The organism is Kaistia dalseonensis (assembly GCF_030814715.1).
Lineage (GTDB): Bacteria > Pseudomonadota > Alphaproteobacteria > Rhizobiales > Kaistiaceae > Kaistia > Kaistia dalseonensis.
On sequence record NZ_JAUSVO010000003.1, the window covers coordinates 397881 to 420889 of the forward strand.

The 23009-nt window shown below is 65.6% G+C and carries 21 protein-coding genes; 14 read left to right on the forward strand and 7 right to left on the reverse strand.

Going from position 1 to position 23009, the window contains the following annotated elements; translation table 11 throughout:
- The first annotated feature begins 9 nt into the window (after window positions 1-9).
- Both QO014_RS12395 and QO014_RS12400 read left to right on the forward strand, forming a co-directional pair.
- Window positions 10-2691 (forward strand): bifunctional diguanylate cyclase/phosphodiesterase, encoded by a 2682-nt coding sequence (locus QO014_RS12395; protein ID WP_266349016.1) that lies wholly within the window; start codon window positions 10-12, stop codon window positions 2689-2691.
- A gap of 179 nt (window positions 2692-2870) precedes the next feature.
- The gene (locus QO014_RS12400) at window positions 2871-3974 is read left to right on the forward strand and encodes an AI-2E family transporter (RefSeq protein ID WP_266349017.1); all 1104 of its coding nucleotides are present in this window, start codon (window positions 2871-2873) and stop codon (window positions 3972-3974) included.
- Between the two features lie 18 nt (window positions 3975-3992).
- Here QO014_RS12400 and QO014_RS12405 read toward each other — a convergent pair whose 3' ends face one another.
- The 6 genes from QO014_RS12405 to QO014_RS12430 all read right to left on the reverse strand — a co-directional run bounded on the left by QO014_RS12405 (window position 3993) and on the right by QO014_RS12430 (window position 10473).
- Entirely contained in the window at window positions 3993-4757 is a 765-nt protein-coding gene (locus QO014_RS12405) for a FadR/GntR family transcriptional regulator (protein ID WP_266349018.1), read from the reverse strand.
- A 1-nt stretch (window position 4758) separates the two neighbouring features.
- Complete coding sequence (gene yjfF, locus QO014_RS12410) at window positions 4759-5736, reverse strand: galactofuranose ABC transporter, permease protein YjfF (protein ID WP_266349019.1); 978 nt, start codon at window positions 5734-5736, stop codon at window positions 4759-4761.
- Window positions 5733-6734, reverse strand: a complete 1002-nt coding sequence (locus tag QO014_RS12415) for an ABC transporter permease (RefSeq protein ID WP_266349020.1) — start codon at window positions 6732-6734, stop codon at window positions 5733-5735. Before QO014_RS12415 ends, yjfF begins: the two co-directional genes overlap by 4 nt.
- Window positions 6731-8224, reverse strand: coding sequence for a sugar ABC transporter ATP-binding protein (locus QO014_RS12420; protein WP_266349315.1), 1494 nt, complete (start codon window positions 8222-8224; stop codon window positions 6731-6733). Before QO014_RS12420 ends, QO014_RS12415 begins: the two co-directional genes overlap by 4 nt.
- Window positions 8225-8331: 107 nt before the next feature.
- Window positions 8332-9294 (reverse strand): galactofuranose ABC transporter, galactofuranose-binding protein YtfQ, encoded by a 963-nt coding sequence (ytfQ, locus tag QO014_RS12425; protein WP_307258124.1) that lies wholly within the window; start codon window positions 9292-9294, stop codon window positions 8332-8334.
- A 258-nt stretch (window positions 9295-9552) separates the two neighbouring features.
- A complete protein-coding gene (locus tag QO014_RS12430; protein ID WP_266349021.1) occupies window positions 9553-10473 on the reverse strand; it encodes a MurR/RpiR family transcriptional regulator in 921 nt (306 codons plus the stop codon).
- A gap of 101 nt (window positions 10474-10574) precedes the next feature.
- On the opposite strand from QO014_RS12430, the gene QO014_RS12435 reads away from it, so the two are divergent.
- The 7 genes from QO014_RS12435 to QO014_RS12465 all read left to right on the forward strand — a co-directional run bounded on the left by QO014_RS12435 (window position 10575) and on the right by QO014_RS12465 (window position 16292).
- The gene (locus tag QO014_RS12435; protein ID WP_266349022.1) at window positions 10575-11603 is read left to right on the forward strand and encodes an ABC transporter substrate-binding protein; all 1029 of its coding nucleotides are present in this window, start codon (window positions 10575-10577) and stop codon (window positions 11601-11603) included.
- A 62-nt stretch (window positions 11604-11665) separates the two neighbouring features.
- On the forward strand, window positions 11666-12697 hold the full coding sequence (locus QO014_RS12440; protein WP_266349023.1) for an ABC transporter substrate-binding protein: 1032 nt from the start codon (window positions 11666-11668) through the stop codon (window positions 12695-12697).
- A 4-nt stretch (window positions 12698-12701) separates the two neighbouring features.
- The gene (locus tag QO014_RS12445; protein WP_266349024.1) at window positions 12702-13493 is read left to right on the forward strand and encodes an ABC transporter ATP-binding protein; all 792 of its coding nucleotides are present in this window, start codon (window positions 12702-12704) and stop codon (window positions 13491-13493) included.
- Window positions 13490-14245, forward strand: a complete 756-nt coding sequence (locus tag QO014_RS12450) for an ABC transporter permease (protein WP_266349025.1) — start codon at window positions 13490-13492, stop codon at window positions 14243-14245. The genes QO014_RS12445 and QO014_RS12450 overlap by 4 nt, the downstream gene beginning before the upstream one ends.
- Window positions 14242-14991 carry an ABC transporter permease gene (locus tag QO014_RS12455; protein WP_266349026.1) on the forward strand — a complete coding sequence of 250 codons (750 nt, stop codon included), beginning with the start codon at window positions 14242-14244 and terminating at the stop codon, window positions 14989-14991. Before QO014_RS12450 ends, QO014_RS12455 begins: the two co-directional genes overlap by 4 nt.
- 130 nt (window positions 14992-15121) lie before the next feature.
- Complete coding sequence (locus QO014_RS12460) at window positions 15122-15703, forward strand: AAA family ATPase (RefSeq protein ID WP_266349027.1); 582 nt, start codon at window positions 15122-15124, stop codon at window positions 15701-15703.
- 1 nt (window position 15704) lies between these two features.
- On the forward strand, window positions 15705-16292 hold the full coding sequence (locus QO014_RS12465) for a nucleoside 2-deoxyribosyltransferase (protein ID WP_266349028.1): 588 nt from the start codon (window positions 15705-15707) through the stop codon (window positions 16290-16292).
- A 65-nt stretch (window positions 16293-16357) separates the two neighbouring features.
- Here QO014_RS12465 and QO014_RS12470 read toward each other — a convergent pair whose 3' ends face one another.
- Window positions 16358-17176 (reverse strand): IclR family transcriptional regulator domain-containing protein, encoded by an 819-nt coding sequence (locus QO014_RS12470; protein ID WP_266349029.1) that lies wholly within the window; start codon window positions 17174-17176, stop codon window positions 16358-16360.
- A 157-nt stretch (window positions 17177-17333) separates the two neighbouring features.
- On the opposite strand from QO014_RS12470, the gene QO014_RS12475 reads away from it, so the two are divergent.
- The 5 genes from QO014_RS12475 to QO014_RS12495 all read left to right on the forward strand — a co-directional run bounded on the left by QO014_RS12475 (window position 17334) and on the right by QO014_RS12495 (window position 23008).
- Window positions 17334-18281: a 3-carboxyethylcatechol 2,3-dioxygenase gene (locus QO014_RS12475; protein ID WP_266349030.1), complete on the forward strand. Its 948-nt coding sequence runs from the start codon at window positions 17334-17336 to the stop codon at window positions 18279-18281.
- Between the two features lie 31 nt (window positions 18282-18312).
- Complete coding sequence (locus QO014_RS12480; protein ID WP_266349031.1) at window positions 18313-19224, forward strand: alpha/beta fold hydrolase; 912 nt, start codon at window positions 18313-18315, stop codon at window positions 19222-19224.
- A gap of 62 nt (window positions 19225-19286) precedes the next feature.
- Window positions 19287-20936, forward strand: a complete 1650-nt coding sequence (locus QO014_RS12485; protein ID WP_266349032.1) for a bifunctional 3-(3-hydroxy-phenyl)propionate/3-hydroxycinnamic acid hydroxylase — start codon at window positions 19287-19289, stop codon at window positions 20934-20936.
- Window positions 20937-20987: 51 nt separating this feature from the next.
- Window positions 20988-22148 carry an ABC transporter substrate-binding protein gene (locus QO014_RS12490; protein ID WP_266349033.1) on the forward strand — a complete coding sequence of 387 codons (1161 nt, stop codon included), beginning with the start codon at window positions 20988-20990 and terminating at the stop codon, window positions 22146-22148.
- A gap of 50 nt (window positions 22149-22198) precedes the next feature.
- On the forward strand, window positions 22199-23008 hold the full coding sequence (locus tag QO014_RS12495; RefSeq protein WP_266349034.1) for a 2-keto-4-pentenoate hydratase: 810 nt from the start codon (window positions 22199-22201) through the stop codon (window positions 23006-23008).
- The last annotated feature ends 1 nt before the right edge of the window (window position 23009 follow it).

Genomic DNA, 23009 nt, shown 5'->3' on the forward strand with positions numbered 1-23009 from the left:
GATTGATCGATGCTCTGGCGCCACATCAAGCTGATCGTTGCCGCGGCCACCCTGCTCATCCTGATCGTCAGCATCGCCCTGCCCGCAATCATGATCGAGCATGGTCGCATCGCCACGATCTCGATCGCCGAATCCTCGCTCGAACGCTCGGCCCAGGCGGTGGAGGATGCCCTCAATCGCCAGCTTCTCCAGGTCCACGGCGCGCTTGCGAGCGTGCCGTCGATCTTCGCCGCGGCCGGCGCCTCGCCGGATTCTCGGCAGATTTCGGATCAATTGCTGCAAGGGCTGAACTTCCAGACGCTCGCCTATCGCGATCTGCTGCTGGTCCGCGCCGACGGAACCATCCTGGCCACGGCGCGCTATCGCCGCCCACATCAGCCCCTCGCCATCGACCTTTCCGAACTCAGCACCAACCCGACCGCGCTGATCGGCCCGACGCGCAACACGGTGACCGGCGAGTGGTCGCTCTATGTCGCCCGCAGCATTCCCGAATGGCACGGCGTCATCGCCGTCGCCGAGGTGCCGCTGCTGACGCTGATGGGATTACTCGCCGAGACACGCATGCCCCCGGGGGCGACGCTGCGACTCGAGCGGCGCAACGGGCAGCTGATCGCGGCGCTGCCCCATGACGAGGTCCGCACGGGCCGCATCGATTCGTCCGCGCTCGGCCTGCGATCGGCTGATGGCCAAGCCTTTATCAGCACGGCGACAGGCGGAACCGAGCGGCTCGCCGTCGTCCGCGCCTCGCTCTATTCCGACGTGCGCGTCGTGCTGGCGCAGGATCTGAACTCCGTGCTGGCCGATTGGCGCGCCGAGCGCGGCCGCGGCATCGTCGGACTCACGATCCGCGCCATCCTCATCGCGGCCTTCGCCGCAGCCCTCGTCTTCGCAATCCGCCAGCGCGAACGGGCCGAGGCCGAGCGCGCCCGGTCCACGGCCGTGCTCGAAGGCGCGATCGAGACGATGTCCGACGGCTTCGCCATGTGGGACACGCAGGATCGGCTCGTCACCAGCAACCAGCGCTATCGCGATCTCTATACGCGGATTGCGCCCCTGATGGTCCCCGGCTGCGGCTATGAGGAATTGCTGCGCCGCGGCGTGGCGCTCGGCCAGTATCCCCAATCCGAGAGCGATCCCGCCGGGTTCATCGAGCGGACGCTCGACTGGCATCGCCGCGCCGACGGTCCGCAGGAGCTGCTCGTGCCGGACGAGCACTGGCTGCTCATGCAGGATCGCCGGATGGCCAATGGCGGCATCGTCAGCATCAGGACCGACATCACGCCGCTCAAGGCGACCGAGGCCAAGCTGGCCGAGGCCAACAGGCGCGCCAATGCGGCGACCGAAGAGGCAAAGCGCCAGAACGAGGCGCTTTCCGAGCGCGAGGGCCGCATTCGCTTCCTGGCACACCATGACGAGCTGACGCGGCTGCCCAACCGGGCGCTTTTTCATGAGCAGATCAGCGAGACGCTCCATCTGAGCCGCGCCCATGGCGCGCCGATGGCGCTGCTCTATCTCGATCTCGACCGCTTCAAGGAGGTCAACGACACGCTCGGCCACCAGGTCGGCGATGCCCTCCTGAGGACGGTGGCCGAACGGCTCGGCACCTGCGTGCGCGATACGCAGACCGTGGCGCGCCTCGGCGGCGACGAGTTCGCCGTGATCAGCCCGGCGCCCATGTCGCGGGGCGATGCGGAATCGCTGAGCGCCCGCATCATCAGCGCGCTCAGCGAGCCCTATGACGTTCTGGGCCACACGATCGGCAGCGGCGTCAGCATCGGCATCGCCCTCGGCGACGGCTCGGTGACCGATCCCAACACACTGCTGCAGCAAGCCGATCTCGCGCTCTACGAAGCGAAGGCCAAGGGACGCTCGACGACCTGCGTCTTCGCGCCGGAAATGGAGGCCCGCTTGCGCGATCGGCTCCAGATCGAATCCGACCTGCGCGTGGCGCTCGCCGAACAGCAGTTCGCCCTCGCCTACCAGCCGATCTTCAATCTGGAGACGGACCGGCTCTGCGGCTTCGAGGCCCTGCTGCGCTGGCGGCACCCCGAGCGCGGGCTGATTTCGCCGGCCGCCTTCATCCCGATCGCCGAGGAAACGCGGCTGATCGTCGAGATCGGGGCGTGGGTCCTCCGGCAAGCCTGTCGCGACATTGCGAGCCTGCCAGGCGAGTTGAAGATCGCGGCCAATCTGTCGCCGGTACAGCTCGCCGTCGGCGATATCGCGACGACGCTCGCCGACATCGTGCGCGAGACCGGGCTCGACCCCAGCCGTATCGAGCTGGAGATCACGGAGACGGCGCTCTTCGCCGACGACCAGCGCAATCTGGATGCGCTGCGACGCCTGAAGGCGCTCGGCGTGCGCATCGTGCTCGACGATTTCGGCACCGGCTATTCGAGCCTCAGCCATTTGCGGCTCTTCCCGCTCGACAAGATCAAGATCGATCGCTCCTTCGTCCAGGACATGGTCGACCGGCCCGACAGCGCAGCGATCGTCGAGGCGGTCACCAGCCTGGCCCGCCGGCTCGGCATGACGACGACGGCAGAAGGCATAGAGACGGCCGAACAGCTGGCCGTCGTCCGTCGCATCGGCTGCACGGAGGCGCAGGGCTACCTCCTCGGCCGCCCCGAGCCGATCGCGGCCGCTCTGGAGACGGTTCGCTGCTCGGCGAGGGTTGAAATCGGGGCCTGACTGACGGCCGCGCACGAGATGTCGTGGATCGGCGGCGGGGCCCCGGGATCAGGACCAGAACACATAGGCCGGATCCTCGTATTATTATTCGATCGCGCGGGATCGAAATTCACGTCTGCGTATTGAGTTGCGCCCGATGCAGCCCGAGCCCCGCATGCTGCACGCCTTGAGCCGAAGAGATGTCAGATCCGTTGGTGAAGTTCGAGGTTCCGACCACCGAGACACAAGCGCTCGAGCCGCCGGACCTTGCCGGGGAGACGGGTCCGATCACGTCGGATCTCAAATTGCTCGTTCTCACCTGTCTCCTGATCATCGCGCTGCTCGCCGTCGCCTATTTCGCGGCCGATATCATCCTGCCCATCGTGCTCGCCATCGTGCTGAAACTCCTGCTGCAGCCCGGCATGCGGGCGCTGGAGAAGCTGAGACTGCCGCGCAGCCTGGCCGCGCTGCTTCTGATCACCGCGATCTTCGCCTTCATCGTCGCGATCGGGGCCGCCATGTCCGGCCCGGCGGCGGCATGGGCCGCGAAACTGCCCGAGGGCATCGCGAAGATGGAGGAGCGGCTGCGCTTCCTGAGCCGGCCGATCCAGACGCTGCAGACCTTCCTGCACCAGTTCGATGCCGGCGCGTCGGCCGGAGGCACGGGCCCGACCATGTCGGAGATGCTGCTCAAGGGCACGCAGCATTTCGCCAGCGGCTTCTTCGAGACCTTGCTGATCCTGTTCTTCCTGCTGATATCGGGCGATACGTTCCTGCGCCGCATGGTCGAGATCGTGCCGAGCTTCCGGGACAAGCGCCGCGTGGTGGAGCTGTCGCAGCAGATCGAGGAGAATGTCTCCGCCTATCTCGTCACGATCACGCTGATGAATGCGGCCGTCGGCGTCGCAACCGGCATTGCCATGTGGGCCTGCGGGCTCGGCGATCCGATCCTCTGGGGCGGCGTCGCCTTCCTGCTGAACTATGTGCCGATCATGGGCCCGTTCGTCGGTGTCGGCCTGTTCCTGCTCGCAGGCCAGCTCTCGATCGACGCGTTCTGGCAATCCCTGTTGCCGGCCGGGCTCTATCTGGTGATCCACGTCATCGAGGGGGAGACGGTCACGCCGATCCTGCTCGCACGTCGCTTCACGCTCAATCCGGTGCTCGTGATCATATCGCTGATCTTCTGGTTCTGGATGTGGGGCGTGCCGGGGGCGATCCTGGCGGTACCAATGCTCGCCATCACCAAGATCGTGTGCGACGGAATCAGGCCGCTGAACCCGCTCGGCCATTTCCTCGAAGGGTGACGCCGGCAGGCTTTCAGCTCATCGCGTGCCGCGCGCCGCGCCGGGCCTGCGGCCCTCCAGGGCGCGACGGCCGCCAAACTCGATGATCGCGCGCATGGCGGCGACAGCGCCGGGCGCGTCGCCCGCCTCGATCATCTCGATCAGTTCCCGGCTCAGCGTCGTCAGCGCGACCCGGGCCGCCGCGCGCTCGGCTTCGGATCCCGCCACGGCCACGAGCGCGAGGGTGAGTTCCACCAGCCCGATCGCGGAACGCAGGAGCGGATTGCCGGAGGCCTCGGCGATGACACGGTGCACTTCGAGCACGGCGAGAGCGTGCGATTCCACGTCGCCGTTCACCAGCTCCATCTGGTGCACCCAATATTTGAGCAACCGGATCTGCTCGGCCGTGCGCCGGCGGGCAGCGAGATCGGCCGCCCTCGTCTCGAGCGCGGCGCGGATATCGAACAGGCCGACCAGGAATTCAGCCTCGAGCTCGGCCTCGAAATGCCAGGCGAGAACCTGCTGGTCAAAGAGGTTCCAGCGGCTGCGCTGCGAGACGCGCGTGCCGACCTTCGGCCGCGCCTCGACCATGCCCTTGGCCTCGAGAGTCCGCAGCGCCTCGCGCAGGACGGTGCGCGAAACACCGTAGCTCGCCATCATCTCGGCGTCGCTCGGCAGGATCGTCCCGACCGCGAACTTGCCCGAGACGATGGCGACGCCGATTTCGTTGATGACGAAGGTATGGAAATTCCGCGCCGCAGGCCGGCCCGAGAGCGAGCGTAAGAGACTGCCAGGCTCGCTCATTTCAGGCTTTCTGCGGCGCCCTGTCTCCGCGGGACGAGGCGGCGAACACCAGCCGCTGCAGCACGATGAAGAGGAACAGGAGGAAGCCGATCACGATCTTGGTCCACCAGCTCGACAGCGTGCCATCGAAGATAATGTAGGTCTGCACGAGGCCGAGCAGCATGACGCCGACGAAAGTGCCGAACACGAATCCGTAGCCTCCCGTAAGCAGCGTGCCGCCGATGACCACCGCGCCGATCGCATCGAGCTCGACGCCGACAGCCGCCAGTGGATAGCCGGCAGAGGTGTAGAGCGAGAAGACGATTCCCGCCAGACCGGCGAGCACACTGGAAAGCATGTAGATCTGGATCGTGGTGCGCGCGACCGGGACGCCCATCAGCGAGGCCGATGTCGTATTGCCGCCAAGCGCGTAGACATAGGAGCCGAACCGCGTGCGGTGGGCGACGATCGCGCCGACGATGAACACGGCCACCATCAAGAGGCCAACGAAGCTGAGCCGCCCGCCGCCGGGGAGGCGGAAGTAGAGCGACGAGAGATAACTGTAGAAAGCGTGGTTGATCGGCACCGAATCCTGCGTGATGACAGAGGCTCCGCCGCGCGCCAGGAACATGCCCGCCAATGTCACGATGAAGGCCGGCACCTGCAGATAGTGGATCGCGAAGCCCATGGCGGCGCCGAACAGCGCCGCCACGACGAGCGCGATGGCAAAAGCTACAAGTGGATGCAGCCCGAGCGAGCTGATCAGCACGGCGACGAGAACGCCGGTGAAGCCGATCACCGCCCCGACCGACAGATCGATGCCGCCCGACAGGATGACGAAGGTCATGCCCACGGCGGTGATCCCGAGGAAGGCGTTGTCGGTCAGGAAATTGCCGAGCACACGGGTCGAAAGCAGGCCCGGGAACTGCATGACGGCGGCGGCATAGGCGATGGCGAATATGATGACGGTCGCCATCAGCGGACGAAGGCTGCGGTTCATCGCGCCGCTCCCCGGTTGCGCCGCCCGAGCCAGTTCATGAACTGGCTGGAGAAGGGCGACTGGATCACCAGGATGAGCGTGATCATGCCGGCCTTGACGACGAGGTTGAACTCCGGCGGGAAGCCGGAAACGAGGATGCCGGTGTTCATCGCCTGGATGATCAGCGCACCAACGACCGACATGGCGATGGAAAACCGTCCGCCGAGCAGCGAGGTCCCGCCGATGACGGCGGCGAGGATCGCATCGAGCTCCAGCCAAAGACCCGCATTGTTGGCATCGGCGCCATGGATGTCGGCGGTCACGATCAGGCCGGCGATCGCGGCGCAGAGGCCGCTCAGCGCATAGACGACGATCAGCAGCAGGCGGCTGCGAATGCCGGCGAGCGTCGCGGCCGAGCGATTGACGCCGACGGCCTCGATGAAGAGCCCGATCGCCGTCTTGCGCACCGCGAGCGTGACGAGCACCAGCAGGGTGAAGGCGATGACGACCGGCATGGGAAAGCCGAACAGCGAGCCGGTTCCGATGAAGATCAGAGCCGGATCAGAGAAGGTGACGATCGAGCCTTCCGTGATCAATTGCGCGATGCCACGGCCGGCAACCATCAAGACCAGCGTCGCGATGATCGGCTGGATGTCGAGCAGGGCGACCAGTATGCCGTTCCAGAGGCCGCAGAGGAGTCCGACCGCGAGGGCGGCCACAATCGCGAGCGCCGTGGGATAGCCGGCCACGACCAGCGTCGCCGCGACCGCGCCGGCCATCGCCATCACCGCGCCGACGGAAAGGTCGACGCCCTTGGTGGCGATGACCGCCGTCATGCCGATCGCGAGGATCGCCACCGGCGCGCCGCGATTCAGCACGTCGATCAGGCTACCGAACAGGCGGCCATCCTGCCACTCGATCTTGAAGAAGCCGGGGAAGAGCAGCCAGTTCAGCAGCAGGACGCCCACAAGCGCGACGGTCTGCGTATTGACGAGGCGGCCGAAAGCGAGCCGGTTCATGCCGCCTTCTCCCCATGCGTGGCGATCGCCTGCACGATGACGCCGGGACTGATATCCTCGCCGCGCAATTCGGCGACCATTTCCCGGTCGCGCATGACGACGATGCGCGAGGAATAGGCGACGACCTCGTCGAGCTCTGACGAGATGACGACGAGCGCCATGCCATCGTCGCGCAGGCGGTTGATAGTGCGGACGATCTCGGCATGGGCGCCGACATCGATGCCGCGGGTTGGCTCGTCGAGGATGAGGAAGGCCGGATCGGTGGCGAGCCAGCGGGCGAGGATGACCTTCTGCTGGTTGCCGCCGGAAAGCAGCTTCACCGGCATGTCGAGCGAGGCGGCGCGGATATCCATCGCCTCGCCGAACTGGCCGGCGAGATCGAGCTGTTCGTCGCGGTTCAGCGCGCGGAACCAGCCGAGCTTGCCCTGCAGCGCGATGACGATGTTCTCGCGCACGGAGAGTTCGCCGAAGATGCCATCCGCCTTGCGATCCTCCGGACAGAAACCGAAGCCGTGCTTGATCGCGTCGACGGCGGTTTTGATCGCAACCGGCCGGCCATTGAGCGTGGCCGTTCCCTGGTCGGCGGGATCGATGCCGAACATGATGCGCGCCATCTCGGTCCGCCCGGAGCCGAGCAGCCCGGCGACACCGATCACCTCTCCCTTGTGGATCGTGAGCGAGAAGGGATGGACGCTGCGCTTCTTGCCGTAGCCCTCATAGTCGATCAGCACATCCGTGACCGGCCGTTCGGTCTTGAGGCTGGTCGAGCCGGAAAAGGCGATGTCCTTGCCGAGCATCTTGCGCACGAGCTCGGTGCGGGTGAGTTCGTCGAGACGACGCGTATCGATCAGCTTGCCGTTGCGCAGGATGGTGACGCGGTCGGCGAGCGCGAAGACCTGATCGAGGAAATGGGTGATGAAGACGATCGCGAGCCCGTCGCGCTTCAGGCCCGCGACGACCTCGAACAGGCGCTGGACTTCGTCGCGATCAAGGCTCGCCGTCGGCTCGTCCAGGATCAGCACCTTGCCGGAAAGCTGGACGGCGCGCGCTATCGCCACGATCTGCTGCACGGCGACGGAATGGGTGCCGAGTTCGCTGGACGGATCGATGCCGAGCCCGTAGCGCTGCAGTAGCACGCGCGCCTCGCGATCCATGCGGCGCCGATCGACCAAGCCGAACCGCGTCGGCTGATGGCCGAGGAAGAGGTTTTCAGCCACCGATCGGTTCGGCAGCAGGTTCACTTCCTGGTAGACCGCGCCAATGCCGAAGGACTGAGCGTGCAGCGGGCTGTTCAGCACCACCTCCTCGCCATCGACGAGGATCTTGCCGCCATCCGGCTGGTAGGCGCCGGTGAGAATCTTGATCAAAGTGGACTTGCCGGCCCCGTTCTCGCCGAGCAGGGCGTGGACTTCGCCGGGCAGCAGCCCGAATTCGACCGCATCGAGCGCCGTGTGATTGCCAAAAATCTTGGAAACCCCACGCGCCTCCATCCTGAAGGCCGTCTGCTCCACCTCGCCCCCCTGTCACCGATCACCGTTCACGCATGGCTATGGCCTCGCCGGCGCGATGCCGGCGAGGCCGAGATCAGGCTACCCGATCAGTAGCCGAGACCCTTGCGTGCATCATACTCGCCCTGGGGATTATCCGCCGGGGTATAGAGCTTCGATTCGGTGATGATGAACTTCGGCGGAACCGTGCCGTCCTTCTTGTAGGCAGCGAGCGCATCGAGAGCAGGGCCGGCCATGTTCGGCGTCAGCTCGACAGTGGCGTTCGCCTCGCCCGCCACCATGGCGGCGAAGATATCCGGCACGCCGTCGATCGAGACGACGAGAATGTCGGTGCCCGGCTTCAGGCCGGCATCCTTGATCGCCTGGATGGCGCCGACCGCCATGTCGTCATTATGCGCATAGACGGCGCAGATGCCCTTGCCGCCATTCTCGGCCTTCAGGAAGCCTTCCATCACTTCCTTGCCCTTCGAGCGGGTGAAGTCACCCGTCTGGCTGCGGACGATGGAGATGTTGTTGTGGCCGGCGATCGCCTCCTCGAAGCCCTTCTTGCGGTTGATGGCCGGCGTCGAGCCGACCGTGCCCTGAAGCTCGACGACCTTGCAGTCCTTGTCCTTGACGGCGCCGACCAGCCAGTCGCCGGCGACCTTGCCTTCCTTGACCTGATCGGATGCGACGGAGGTCAGATAGAGATCCTGCGAGGCATCGACACCGCGATCGAGCAGGATCACGGGGATCTTGGCTTCCTTCGCTTCAGTCAGGACGTCGTCCCAGCCGGTGGCAACGACGGGCGCAACCAGGATCGCGTCGACGCCCTGGGCGATGAAGCCACGGATCGCCTTGATCTGGTTTTCCTGTTTCTGCTGTGCGTCGGCGAATTTCAGCGTGATGCCACGCTTCTCGGCCTGCTGCTTGGTGACCGAAGTCTCGGCGGCGCGCCAGCCGGATTCCGAGCCGATCTGCGAGAAGCCGATGGTCATGTCGGCCGCCATCGCCGACGAAGACAAGGCGGTAGCGATGCTCGCCGCGAGGGCAAGCTTCTTGAAATAGGTCACGATTTCCTCCCTTAGCCGCGAGCGTTCCTCCCTCGGCGGCATGAGAGTCGATACCATTAGTACTATTATATGTAAATACTGCCCCGGCGCAGTGAATAGCACCGTGAATGGCGGGAACCGGCCGATCCGGGCCGATGGCTCCAACCCACACTGTCATGATATCGGGCCTGCGCTCAACGAAGGCGCGAGACAATGTCTGGCACACGTGCTTTCAAAGCGGCCGGCACGATCTGTCTTCGTCGAAGCTGAGGCGGCGTATCAGCCGCCATTGCCACCGCCGCGCGGCGTCGAAAGCCAGGGATAGGAGAAATCGAGATAGGCATCGGCGAGTTCGCCGGCCACGGCGCGGCACTGATGCGTGACGCCGGCGATGAGGGCCTCGATCAGGCCGAGGATCGCCGTATCGGAGGTGGAGCTGTACTGGCGGGCCGCGCGGACATAGAGCGTGAGATCACCAAAGGCTGCGAGCGGCGAATTCTGGTTGTCGGTGATCGCCAGCACGCGGAGGCCGCGCTGCCGGACATAATGGGTCAGTTCGACCGTATCCTTGAGATAGCGGGGAAAGGCGATCGAGATGACGAGGTCTTCGTCGCCGAAGCGATAGAGCTGCCGCGCCGCGCCGGCAGCGCCCCCGGCATTCTCCACCATGCGGACATTGCAGCCGGCGAGTTCGAGGCCATTGGCGAGCAATTCCGCCAGGCTTCCCGCCCTGTCGAAACCGATGATGAAGATCTTGCGTGCCTGCGCGATCATGGTGACGGCCTGCGCGCAGCGCTCGTCGTCGAGATTGAGGATCGTCGCCTTCAGGTTCTCGATATCCTCCTCCAGCGAGGCGACCAGAACCTCGCGCGCGGTCGATTCCTCCGACAGCTTCCGCTTCAGCCGGTCATCCGGCGACAGGACGGATTCAAAGCCCCGGATCAGTTCCTGCCGGAACTGCGCATAGCCGTCGAAACCGATCGTCCGGGCGAAGCGGTTCGCCGTCGCGACCGAGACGCCCGACGCCGCGACCGTGTCGTTGATGCTCATGCGCGCGATGCGCAGCGGCTCGGCCAGCACGAAATCCGCGAAGGTTCGCAGCGCCTGCGACAGCTCCGGATAGGCTGCGGCGATGCGTTCCGCCACGATGGCGCTGGCGGGGAGCATCGGAACCGCTGGCTTGCCGAATTCCCGGCTCATCGTATACCGCCTCTTGTAATCATAATTACATATGGTAGCGTATCTGTAACAAAAATACAGGGGGAGGAAGGCCAAGGGAACCACTCATGCGGATGGCTCCAATGACCTTCTCGAATTCGTTCAGACCAAACCGTCGCGCCGTGCTGGCAGCCGGCATCGGTGCAGCAGCATTCGGCCTTGGCGGCAGGCCCGCTTTCGCCGCCGAAAGCCTGCCGATCACAACGGCATTCGGCTGGATTTCCAATGTCGAATTCGCGGGCTTCTGGATCGCACTCGACAAGGGTTACTTCGCCGCCGAAGGAGTTGACTCGAAGTTCCTGCCCGGCGGGCCGAACGCGCCCGACGCCCTCGTCACGCTCGTCGCCGGAAGCGCCGATGTCGCGAGCCCCGACTGGCTGCCCTTCCTCGAGGCGGTCGACAAGGGCAACGATCTGGTGATCCTCGGCGCCAGCTGGGCGAAGAGCCCGGCCGCCCTGCTCTCGCTTGCCAAGCGGCCGATGCGCGAGCCGAAGGATCTGGTCGGCGGCAAGTTCCTGATCCAGAGCCCCAATAATCGCCAGATCATCGACACCGTGCTGACCAAGGCCGGCCTGCCGCTCGAATATGAGACGGTGCCGACCGGCTTCTCGCCCGAGCCGCTGCTGAATGGCGATGGCGACGGCTATTTCTGCTTCGCAACCAACCAGCCGATCACGCTGGAAAAGATGGGCATGGTCCGCGACAAGGATTTCTTCGTCACCCTCTGGGACGACCTCGGCTTCAAGGTGGTCCAGGGCTATATTGTGGTGAAGCGCGAATTCCTCGAGAAACACCGCCCGCAGGTGGTCGGCTATCTGAAGGCGCTCATCAAGGGCTGGAAGGACAATGCGGCCGATCCCAGTCTCGCGGTCAGGCTCGTCACCGAGAATTACGGCGCCGATCTCGGCCTCGATCCGGCCCAGCAGCTGCGCCAGAACGAGTTGCAGATCCCGCTGATCGCCGCCAACGGCCCCAACAAATTGCTTTGGTTCGATACCGCGCTCGTCTCCGGGACGATGACGGATGTCGCCAAGATCTCCGGTCGCACGGTGCCCGCGCTTTCGAAGATCGTCGATCTCGGTCCGCTCGACGAAGCGCTGAAAGCGAGCTGACACATCGACCACGCTCACGCCTCCATCAAAAACGCCCGAAACGGGCCTTCCAGGGAAAACTCATGACCATCGATCGCCGCTCCTTGCTCAAATCGCTTGCCGTCGGCGCCATGGCAGCGCCGATCCTGCCGAGCCTCTTCTCCAGCGCCGCGTCGGCGGCGGAACTGGTCAAGCTCAAGGTCCAGTTGGGCTGGGTGTCCAATGTCGAGCACGCCGCGCACTGGATCGCGCTCGACAAGGGCCTGTTCACGGCGGCGGGGCTCGATGTCACCGTCTCGCCCGGCGGGCCGAACGCGCCGGATCCGCTGGTGGTCGTGGCGGCCGGCGACGCGCAGATCGGCTACACCTCATGGCTGCCCTTCCTCGATGCGGTGGCGCAGGGCAATGATTATGTGCTGACCGCAACCCTGTTCCAGTCCTCGCCACTCGGCATCATCTCGCTGAAGAAGAAGCCGATCCTGACGCCGAAGGATATTCTGGGTTCGAAGATCCTGGCCCAGGGACCGAACGAGAAGACCTCGATCGAGGCGACGCTGGCGCTCGCCGGCCTCAAGACCGATGATTGGACCATGGTCCCGGCTGGCTTCTCGCCCGAGCCGCTCGTGGCCGGCGAAGGCGACGGCTATACGGCCTTTGCGACCAACCAGACCATCACGCTCGAAAAGATGGGCCTGAAGCGCGACGAGGACTTCTTCTTCCGCTCCTTCGACGAGCTCGGCTTCAAGAGCTATGCCGGCCTTCCGTTCGTCACGCGCCAGTTCCTCGCCGAGAACCGGCCGGCGATCGTCGCCTATATCCGCGCGCTGATCGCCGCCTCGAAGCTGAACGAAGCCGATCCCGCCTATGCCGCGAAGCTCGCCGTCGACACTTATGGCGCCGATCTCGGCCTCGATCTCGCGCAGCAGACGCGCCAGAACGAGCTGCAGATCCCGATCATCCATCCCGGTATGAAGCCCGATTTCAAGCTCCTGTCGATGGATCGCGACTTGATGGCCGGCGACATGATGGCGGCCGCCAGGGCGACGGGCCGAACCAATTTGCCGGATATCGACAAAATCGTCGATTTTTCCGTCGTGACGGAAGCTCTGGGCTGATCCGATGAGCCTCGTTCCGGCGCCGGTCACGGCGATCCATCTCGATCATATCAGCAAGTCGTTCACCCTCGACGGCGGCGGCACCATCGCGGCCCTCGGCGAGGTGACGCTGAAGATCGACAAGGGCGAGTTCGTGGCCCTGCTCGGCCCCTCGGGCTGCGGCAAGAGCACGATCCTGCGCCTGGTCGCGGCACTCGAAGAGCCGAGTACCGGCGCTGTCACGATCGAGGGCCGCGCGCCGGTCGAACTATCGCGCCAGCATAGGCTCGGCGTCGCTTTCCAGGACCACGCTCTGCTGCCCTGGCTCACCATCGCGCAGAATGTCGCTCTGCCCTACCAACTGGCCGGCAAGCCGGTCGACAAGGCCCGCGTCTCAGCGCTCATCGCGCTGGTCGGCCTTGCCGGTTTCGAGGCCGCGCGGCCGAAGCAACTTTCCGGCGGCATGCGCCAACGTGCCTCGATCGCCCGCGCGCTGGTGCTGAAGCCGGACGTGCTGCTGCTCGACGAACCGTTCGGCGCGCTCGATGCCGTCACGCGGCGGCAGATGAACGTCGAATTGCAGCGCATCTGGAGCGAGCAGCGCATCACGACGCTGCTCGTCACCCACGCGGTCGACGAGGCATTGTTCCTGGCCGACCGCGTCGTCGTCATGACCGGACGACCGGGGAAGATCCTGAAGACGGTCGAAGTGCCCTTCGCCCGTCCGCGCCACCCCGACGTGACCCGCGAGCCGCGCTTCCACGAACTCGTCGATGAACTCACGCTCGCACTCGAGCCGGCAGGAGGGCACGGATGAAGCATCGCCAGCGCATCCGCACCATCACGCTCGGCGCGATCGGCATCGCGCTGTTTCTCGCACTTTGGGAACTGATCGGCATCCGGGGTTGGGCCGGTCTGACCTGGCCGCCGCTTTCGACCGTGCTCGCCTTCCTGTTCGATCCATCGCGCCGGCCTTTGTTCCTGCGCGCGATGACCGCGAGCTTTTCCATGATCGCATTTGGCTATGCGATCGGCCTGGTCCTCGGGCTTGCTGCGGCGGCGCTCGGCCATCTCGTGCCCCCGCTCCGGCCCGGCCTCGACCGGCTGGCGAGCATCATCCACGCGATCCCGACCATCGCGCTGGCGCCGCTTTTCATCGTGCTCTTGTCGCGCGAACTGACCGGCATGGCGATCGCCGCACTCGGCGTGTTCTTCGTGATCTATGTTTCGGCGACCTCCGGCCTTGCCGCAAGCAGCGCGGCGCATCGTGATCTGTTCCAGGTTTTCGGGACGTCGCGCCTAACGCAGCTTCGCCGCCTGGACATGCCCGCCGCCCTGCCCGCTCTGGTGAGCGGCATGAAATACGCCGTCCCCGCCGCCTTCATCGGCGCCATTCTCGGCGAATGGTTCGGATCGAGCCGCGGCCTCGGCCTGTTGATGGTCAGCGCCATGCAGAACTTCCAGATCCCGTTGCTCTGGAGCGCCGTGTTGATCGCCTCGACCGCCTCGCTACTGATCTTCGGCCTGATGAGCCTCGCCGAACGCCTCGCCTATGAGCGCTATCGATGACGAAAATGCTCAAGACCTTCGTTTCGCGCTATTGGGGCGTCGCGGGCGTGCTGCTGTTCTGGCAGGCCTGGGTGACGATCACCGGCGTCAACAGCATCGTGGTGCCGCATCCGATCGACGTCGCACGCGATATCGTCACCGAGCCCGGCGTCTATCTGAGCAATGGCAGCCAGACGTTGTTCCTCGCAGCCCTCGGCCTCGTGCTCGGCATGGCGCTCGGCACGCTGGTCGCCGTGCTCGCCTGGTCGTCCGACATATTGAGCGGCATACTGACGCCACTCGGCCTCGTCTTCTCCTCGGTCCCCGTGGTGGCGTTGATCCCGATCATCGCACGCCTGTTCGGCTATGACGTCAAAACCGTGCTCGCGATCGTCGTGATCATCTCGTTCTTCCCGGCCTTTGTCTTCACCTCGGCCGGGCTCAAGACCCTGCCGGCCGGCAGCGACGATCTCTTTCGGGTCTTCGGCGCCAGCCGCTGGACGCGCTTCGTGCGGCTGGTGCTGCCTTCGGCCGTGCCGAACTGGATGATCGCCTTCCGCCTCGCCGCGCCGCCAGCCGTGCTCTCGGCGATGGTGGCCGAGTTCCTGATGGGAACGTCGGGGCTCGGTTATCTCTTCCGCTCCGCCGCTTCCAACTTCCAGACCGACCGCGCCTTCGGCACCAGCGTGGTCGCGACGATCATTTCGGTCATCTGTTTCGGCCTGGCGCTATCGGCCGAACGCGCCGTGCTGAAGCGCTGGACCTGACCCATTGCAAGGGCGACACCCGTCGCCCTTGATCCCGCATGACGCGACCCGGGCGGGCCGCGTTGAACCGCCGAAGTTCGCCGATCGCAAGACCGGACACCTTCGACCAACCCCGAAGGAAAGAGAAAACATGACGAAAGTGACGCTCGCCAAGGACCCCTGGCAGGATGTGAAGACGTGGCACGGCGTGCCGGCCGACGAGGTGATCTCCGGCCTGCAGAAGTGCCTGCGCCGCGGACTGGCCGAGAACGCGCTGCTCATCGCCTATGAGATGTACATCACCAGCCCGCAGCTGGAGCAGATGCTCTGGGACCGGCTGATGGTGATCTCGGTCGAGGATGTCGGCTTCGGCAACATGATGGCGCCGGTTCTGGTCGATACGCTCTATCGCAACCACACGCGCTATCCCCGCCCGATCGGCGACCGCTTCCTCTTCGCCGCGCATGCGATCCGCATCCTCGCCTCGAGCGCCAAGGACCGCACGACGGACGACATGGTCAACTGGGCCAAGCTCGAGATCGAGCGCCGCGACAAGGCGCCGCCGATCCCCGATTTCGCCATCGACATGCACACCAAGCGCGGCTGGGAAATGGGCCGCGGCTATGAGCATTTCATGAAAGAGGCCTCGCGGACCGAGAATGTCTCCAACGAGGTCGACCCGACCTATCGCGACCGCATCATGGCCGCGATCGAAGCCGGCGAGCTCAGCTGAGATGGCCGCGATGAAGGTCTATCTGGCCGGTCCAGACGTGTTCCTGAAGAATGGCCGCGAAGTGATCGCGGCCAAGCAGGAACTCACCCGCCGCTATGGCTTCGTGCCGAATGTCTGGATGGGCGAAGACGATGCGCCCCATTCGACGCCGTTCGCCTTCGGCCTCCACATCAGCGCCGCCAACGAGGCGGTGATGCGCGACAGCGACTTCATCATCGCCAACCTGACGCCGTTTCGCGGCATCAGCGCCGATGTCGGCACGGCCTATGAGCTCGGCTTCATGGTCGCGCATGGCAAGCCGGCCTTCGGCTATTCCAATGACGGCCGGCTCTACGCCGAGCGGCTGACGGCGGATTACTACAAGGGCGCCGTCGCCAAGGCCGATGACGGCATGATGCGCGGACCGGACGGGCTGATGGTCGAGAACAACGACATGGGCGACAACCTCATGCTCGATGGCGGCATCGAGCATATGGGCGGCGTCTTCATTCGCCGTTCCGTCGCGCCCGAGCACCTGCTCGACGATCTCGGTCCGTTCGAGGAATGCCTCGCCGCCGCCCGTGCAAGGCTGCTCGGCGTCGCCGCCTGAGACGATCATCGCCTGCTCGACGAAAGGAAAGGTGACGGCGCGACCAGCGCCGTCACCGACACGGCCTATGGCTCCTGCGGCAGTTCGCTCCCCGCCGGCGCCTCGGCGGATGATGTCCGCGCGATGGCCTCTTCGGCCGATTGGACACAGGCCCTGAGGGCCGGCAGATAGCGCTCCGCCGCATCCTCGATGCTCATGGCGCTGCGGAAGAACAACACGTTGACCGAGCCCAGCACATGCTGCGGGCCACGGATCGGCAAGGCGATGGCGCTGATCGCGCTATCCGATCCGCCAATGCTCCAGGCATAGCCGCGGCGCTGCACATCCGCGATGGCGCGATCGATCGTGCGCCGATCGGCGGCCGCCTCGCTGTCCACCGTGCCGGCACGCGCGGTGATCTCGAGCATGGTGGTTCGCTCGGCCTCGCTCGCCGCCGAAAGCAGCGCCAGCCCGAGCGCGCTGCGCGTCAGCGGACGGCGCCGGCCGATCATGGAGCGATGGACGGAGAACGGGCTGAAGCGATGGGTCGTCTCGCGTATGACCATCCAGCCCTTCTCGAAGGTCGCGAAATCGCTGGGCCACAGCACCTGCGGCATCAGCTTGCCGAGCTCGGGCGCAATGATCGCGGCGATCCAGTCCGTATCGGTGAAGCCCTCGCTGAGCTGGCGCACGGCCGGAAGCAGCCCGTAGCTGTCGTCAGCCGCGCGCTGGGCCACCAGGCCGCGCTTGGCGAGGGTCGCGAGCAGCCGGTAGACCGTCGTCCGGTCGATCCCTGTCGCCTCCGCCAGTTCCGATGGGCGCGCATGACCGCGCTGGTTCAGCTCCATCAGGATGTCGAGCCCGCGTTCCAGTGCGCGGACATTGCGATAGGACGAGTCGGACATCACGGACCTCTGTGCACCTAGTGCACATTTCTAACAGCTCCATTGTGACACGTCATGCCCTTGTGAATAGCTCCCTTCCAGCACGGCCGGGGAGGACGTCGATCGCACAGCGATTATCGATGCCCGGCCGACGACATCGAACAGGGAGAATAAGCCGATGATCGCGGGCGCCGTCTGCCTCAGCCATTCACCGCTTATGGATCACAATCGCGCCGATGCCGGCGTCGAAGCCCGCTTCAACGCGGCGCTGAAATCTGCGTCGCGCAAGATCGCCGAGTGGGAGCCCGATCTCTGCGTCGTCTTCTTCCCGGATCATTTCAACGGCTTCTTCTACGACCTGATGCCGGCATTCTGCATCGGTGCTGCCGCCAATTCGATCGGCGATTTCGGCTCCGTCCCCGGCCAGCTCGATGTTCCCGAGGATATTGCCGTCGACATCGCCACCTCCTGCACCCGCTCCGGCGTCGATATTGCGCTGTCCTATCGCATGCAGGTCGATCATGGCGCCGTGCAGCCGGTAGAACTGCTCTCGGAATTTCATTCGCTGACGCGCATCGTCCCGATCTTCATCAACTGCGCAGCGCCGCCGCGCCCGACCTTCGCGCGGGTCCGCGCGCTCGGCGAGGCGGTCGGCGTCTGGGCCAACCGGACCAGCCAGCGCGTGCTGTTCCTGGCCTCGGGCGGCCTGTCGCATGATCCGCCGATCCCGGCCATGAAGGGCGCGACGCCGGATGTGCGCGCCAAGCTGATCGACGGCCGCGCCGCGAGCCACGCGGCCCGCCTGTCGCGCCAGACGCGGATCCACGGCGCCGGCCATGCCTATGTCTCAGGCACCAGCCCGCTCCGTCCGCTCAACCCGACCTGGGATCGCGACTTCCTCGATCATCTGACGCGTGAAGACCTGACGGTCGGCGACGACTGGCGCGACGACGACATCACCGAGGCCGCAGGACGCGGCGCGCATGAAGTGCGCAGCTGGATCGCGGCCTTCGGTGCCCTGTCGGCGGCCGGCCACTTCCAGACAACCGTCGAATTCTACGAGCCCGTTCCGGAATGGATCACCGGCATGGCGATCGCGACCGCGACGCCGCGTTCGGCCACCTGATCCCAAGCCTATCAAGAAGAGGAGCCAATTCATGTCCGAGGCAGCGAAGCCGGCACCGTTCCAGAGCGTCTGGGGCGATCTTCGCGGTGTTTCCTTCTCGCAGGGCTTCATCGAGGCCAACGGTGTGAAGACCCGCTATCTGCATTCGGGCCGCACGGGCCTGCCGCCGCTCATCCTGCTGCACGGCGTCGGCGGCCATGCCGAGGCCTATGTCCGCAATCTCGGCTCGCATGGCGAGTTGTTCGATGTCTGGGCGATCGACATGCTCGGCCATGGCTGGACCGACAAGGCCTCGCATGATCTCGAGGTGAAGCACTATGTCGAGCACGTGCTCGCCGTCATGAAGGTCCTCGGCTTCGAGAAGGCGTCCTTCAGCGGTGAATCGCTCGGCGGCTGGGTCGCGTCGCGCATCGCCGCCGACCATCCCGAGAAGGTGGACCGCCTGGTTCTCAACACGGCCGGCGGCTCGCAGGCCGACCCGGTGGTGATGGAGCGCCTGAAGACGCTCTCGCTGCGCGCCGCCAGCGATCCGACCTGGGAGTTCATCAAGGCCCGCGTCGAATGGCTGATGGCCGACAAGTCCAAGGCCTATGACGATCTCGTCGCGACACGCCAGGCGATCTACGCCCAGCCCGGCATGGCCGAGGCCATGAAGCACAACATGATCCTGCAGGAGATGGAGGTCCGGAAGCGGAACCTCATGTATCCGGCCGACTATGGGCGCATCAAGGCGCCGACGCTGGTTCTATGGACCTCGGATGATCCGACGGCCGATGTGAGCGAAGGCCGCCGCATCGCATCCATGATCCCGGGTGCGCTGTTCACGGTCATGGAAGGTTGTGGTCACTGGCCGCAATTCGAGGATGCCGAGACGTTCAACCGGATTCATCTCGGCTTCCTCAAGGGAGAAACGGTTCCGGAGGCACAGCCCGTCGCCGCATAGGCACGGGGGAGAGGACGCGGCGACGTGCGGAGGCGCGTCGCCTGCCATGAGAGGGAGGCGACATGAGCACTACATCACATGATGCGGATCACTGGACCGGCTTAGCCGAGCCGGACGCCGTCATTGTCGGGGCCGGCCCGGTCGGGCTGCTGATCGCGAACCAGCTCGGGGCGCAGGGCCTCTCGGTGCTGGTGCTCGAGCAGTTGCCAGAGCTGATCGATTATCCCCGCGGCGTCGGCATGGATGACGAGTGCCTGCGGGCGATCCAGGCGGTCGGCCTTGTCGACGGCGTGCTGCCGCACACGACGCCCAATCAGTGGATGCGCTTCGTCACCGGCAAGGGTCGCTGCTTCGCCTCGATCGAGCCGCGCACCGACGAATTCGGCTGGCCCCGGCGCAATGCCTTCATCCAGCCGCTCGTCGACCGCGTGCTCGCCGACGGCCTCTCACGCTATCCCGGCGTCTCGCTCGAACTGGGCACGCGGCTCGATAGCTTCACGCAGGACAATGAAGGCGTCACGCTCAAGGTCGTCGACCGGACCGGCACGACGCAGACGATCCGCACCCGCTACATGGTTGCCGCCGACGGCGGCAAAAGCGCCATCCGCAAGGCGCTCGACATTCCCTTCGAAGGCACCACCGATTCAAACCGGTGGATCGTGATCGATGTCGCCAACGATCCCGTCGCCAGCCCCAACGCCTACATGCATTGCGACCCGGCGCGGCCCTATGTGTCGATCGCGCTGCCGCATGGCATTCGCCGTTTCGAGTTCATGCTGTTTGCGGGCGAGGCACCGGGCGACGTCGTGCCGCCGGAAATGCTGCGCCAGATGCTCGCCAAGGTCGTCGCCGACCCCGACAACATCGACCTGATCCGCGCCCGCATCTACACGCATAATGCGCGCCTCGCGAAACACTTCCGCAAAGGCCGCGTGCTGCTCGCCGGCGACGCCGCCCACATCATGCCGGTCTGGCAGGGCCAGGGCTACAATAGCGGCGTGCGCGACGCGGCCAATCTCGGCTGGAAGCTCGCTCTGGTTCTGAAGGGCATAGCCGGCGACGAACTGCTCGACACCTATGAGGAAGAGCGGCGTGAGCATGCCCGCGCCATGATCGACCTGTCGCAGACTGCCGGACGGATCTTCTCGCCGACCAATCCGATCGTCGTCGGCCTGCGCGACGCCATCACCTGGCTCCTCAATTATATCCCGCCGGTGAAGCGCTATTTCCTCGAAATGCGCTTCAAGCCGATGCCGCGCTACAAATCCGGCGCGCTCTTCTATGGCCACGGTTTCGACGCCGCCTCGCCTGTCGGGCGCATGTTCATCCAGCCCATGGTCGAGACCGCCGACCGGCGCGTGGTGCGCCTCGACGACATCATCGGCAATGGCTTTGCGCTGATCGCCTGGGGCATCGACCCCTCGCGCTGGCTGTCGCCCGCAACGCGGCGCACGCTCGATCGGCTCGGGGCGCGCATCATCTCCGTGGTGCCGAGCGTCCAGCTCCAGCACGAACATGCCCGCTACAACGACGTGACCGTGGTCGGCGATCGCGATGGACGGCTCAAGGAATGGTTCGGCCGCAATGCCGATCCGGTGATCCTCGTCCGTCCGGATCGCTTCGTCGGCGCGGCCTGCAAGCCGCAATCCATCGATGACGGCGTCGTGGCGCTGACGCGCGCCATGTCGTGCCACGTGGAGGCGATCGCCTGATCGCGGCCCCGGAGGGAGCCGGGGCCGACTGACTTTTCGAGGGAGGATGGAATGAAGATGATCAATGGTTCGATGCGGCATCTGGGGACCGGCCTGGTCGCCCTGCTCATGGTGGGGGCGAGCAGCCTGGCGGCACGGGCCGACATCACCGTCGGCGTGCTCGCGCCGCTCACGGGGCCGGCCGCCGCACTCGGCGCCGAGACGAAGCGGGCGATTACGCTGATCCCCGATACGTTGGCCGGCGAAAAGGTCACGGTCGTCATTCTCGATGACGCGACCGATCCGACCGCCGCCGTGCGCGCGGCCCAGCGTCTCGTCTCGGAGAACAAGGTCGACGTCATTCTGGGACCGGGCATCAACGCCCTCGCCGCGGCCGTGACGCCTGTGGCGCAGGAATCCGGCACACCCATGATCGCGCTCACGCCTTATCAGCCGCCGGCCGACAAGCAGAAATGGGTCTTCCGCTCGGTGCAGAACGCGGATTCCATGGTCCGCCGCATCGTGCAGGACATGACCGAGAAGAAGGTCAAGACGGTCGGCTATATCGGCTTCGCCGACGCCTGGGGCGACCTGCTGGCCAAGGAGCTCGACAAGGCCCTCGCCGGTACGGACATCAAGCTGGTGGCGAGCGAACGCTTCAATCGGCAGGACACGACGGTGACCGCGCAGGTCCTGAAGCTGCTCGCCTATCATCCCGAGGTCGTCTTCGTCGGCGGATCGGGCACCCCGGCCACGCTGCCGGAGATCGAGCTGAAGAAGCGCGGCTTCAAGGGCCAGATCTACCAGTCGCACGGCGTCACGACGCGCGAGTTCATCCGTGTCGGCGGCGCGGCCGTCGAAGGGACCTTGATACCGGTCGGACCGATCCTGGTCGCCGAGCAACTGCCGGACGGTCACCCGAGCAAGGCGGCCGGCGTCGCCTTCAACAAGGCGATCGAGGATGCGAACGGCCCCAACTCGCGCTCGGCGCAGGCGGGAACCGCGTGGGACTCCTGGCTGCTCTTCGCCAACGCCGTCCCAACGGCGCTCAAGACCGCCCAGCCCGGCACGCCCGAATTCCGCGCGGCGGTTCGCGATGCGCTCGAAAACACCAAGGGCCTCGTCGGCGTCCACGGCGTCTACACGATGACACCCGAGGACCATACCGGCCTCGATGACAATGCTCGCGTCCTGATCGAGATCGTCGACGGACAGTGGAAGCTCGTGAAGTGAGACCGGACCGGGCCGAAAAACCGGCCCGGTCCGTTACCTGAGGATGGACAATGAACGACGTCAGCAACAGCCTGGCCATTCGATCGCTCGCCGACAGGCTCATCGCCGCCGAAACCGATCGTAGCGCCTGCCCGCCGATCCGCGAGGAAATCGCGGCGCTTTCCGTCGGCGACGCGGTCTCGGCCGCCTATGCCGTGCAGAACGAGGTGAACCGTCGCCGCAGCGATGCAGGCGAACGCATCGTCGGCCGCAAGATCGGACTGACGTCGAAAGCGGTCCAGAAGCAACTCGGCGTCGATTCCCCCGATTTCGGCACGCTCTTCGCCGCCATGGCGATCGGCGACGGCGCGGAGATTTCGCTCGGCGGACTGATCCAGCCGAAGGTCGAGGCAGAAATCGCCTTCATCCTCGGCCGTGACCTGACCTTCGAGCGCAACACCACCGCCGATATCCTGCGCGCGGTCGATTATGCCGTTGCCGCCATCGAGGTCGTCGACAGCCGTATCGCCAGATGGGACATCCGCCTGCTCGACACGGTCGCCGACAATGGTTCGAGCGCGCGCTTCGTGCTCGGCACCAGGCCGCTGTCGCTCGGCGCCGTCGATCTCTTCAACTGCACCATGTCGCTCGACCGCGCGGGTCAGGAAGTCTCGAAGGGAGCCGGTGCCGCCTGCCTCGGCAATCCCGTCAACGCCGCCTGCTGGCTCGCCGACATGATGGTCGCGATCGGCACCCCGCTGCGCGCCGGCGACGTGGTGATGACGGGCGCGCTCGGCCCCATGGCCGTCGTGACGGAGCCCGGCACGTACACCGCCAATATCGAAGGTTTCGGCTCGGTCAGGGCCGTGTTCACCGCATGAG